Below are 239 nucleotides of genomic sequence, written 5' to 3'. Positions count from 1 at the left end.
GTTCAGGTATAAAAAATAAAATTCTTGAAGCGTTATCTATGGGTAAACCATCGGTTATAACTTCAATTGCAGCAGAAGGAATACCTGAACTTGTAGATACTGAAAATGTTTTAATAGCAGACACTCCAAAACAATTTGCTGAAAAAATTAATATTTTATTATCCAATAGACAATTATATCAAAAACTTGCTTATAATGGAAGAGAACTTATTGAAGAAAAATATACCTGGCAAAAAGTT

The 239-nt window shown here is 28.5% G+C and carries 1 protein-coding gene; it reads left to right on the top strand.

Going from position 1 to position 239, the window contains the following annotated elements:
- Positions 1-8: 8 nt before the first annotated feature.
- Positions 9-239 (top strand): glycosyltransferase (locus N3D17_07865; GenBank protein MCX8083278.1); only part of this gene is annotated, 231 nt, incomplete at its 3' end.

The organism is bacterium, from assembly GCA_026414725.1.
Classification (GTDB): Bacteria; Ratteibacteria; UBA8468; order B48-G9; family JAFGKM01; genus JAAYXZ01.
Note: the sequence above shows the minus strand (reverse complement) of the source record. Positions and strands in the feature narration are given on the sequence as shown.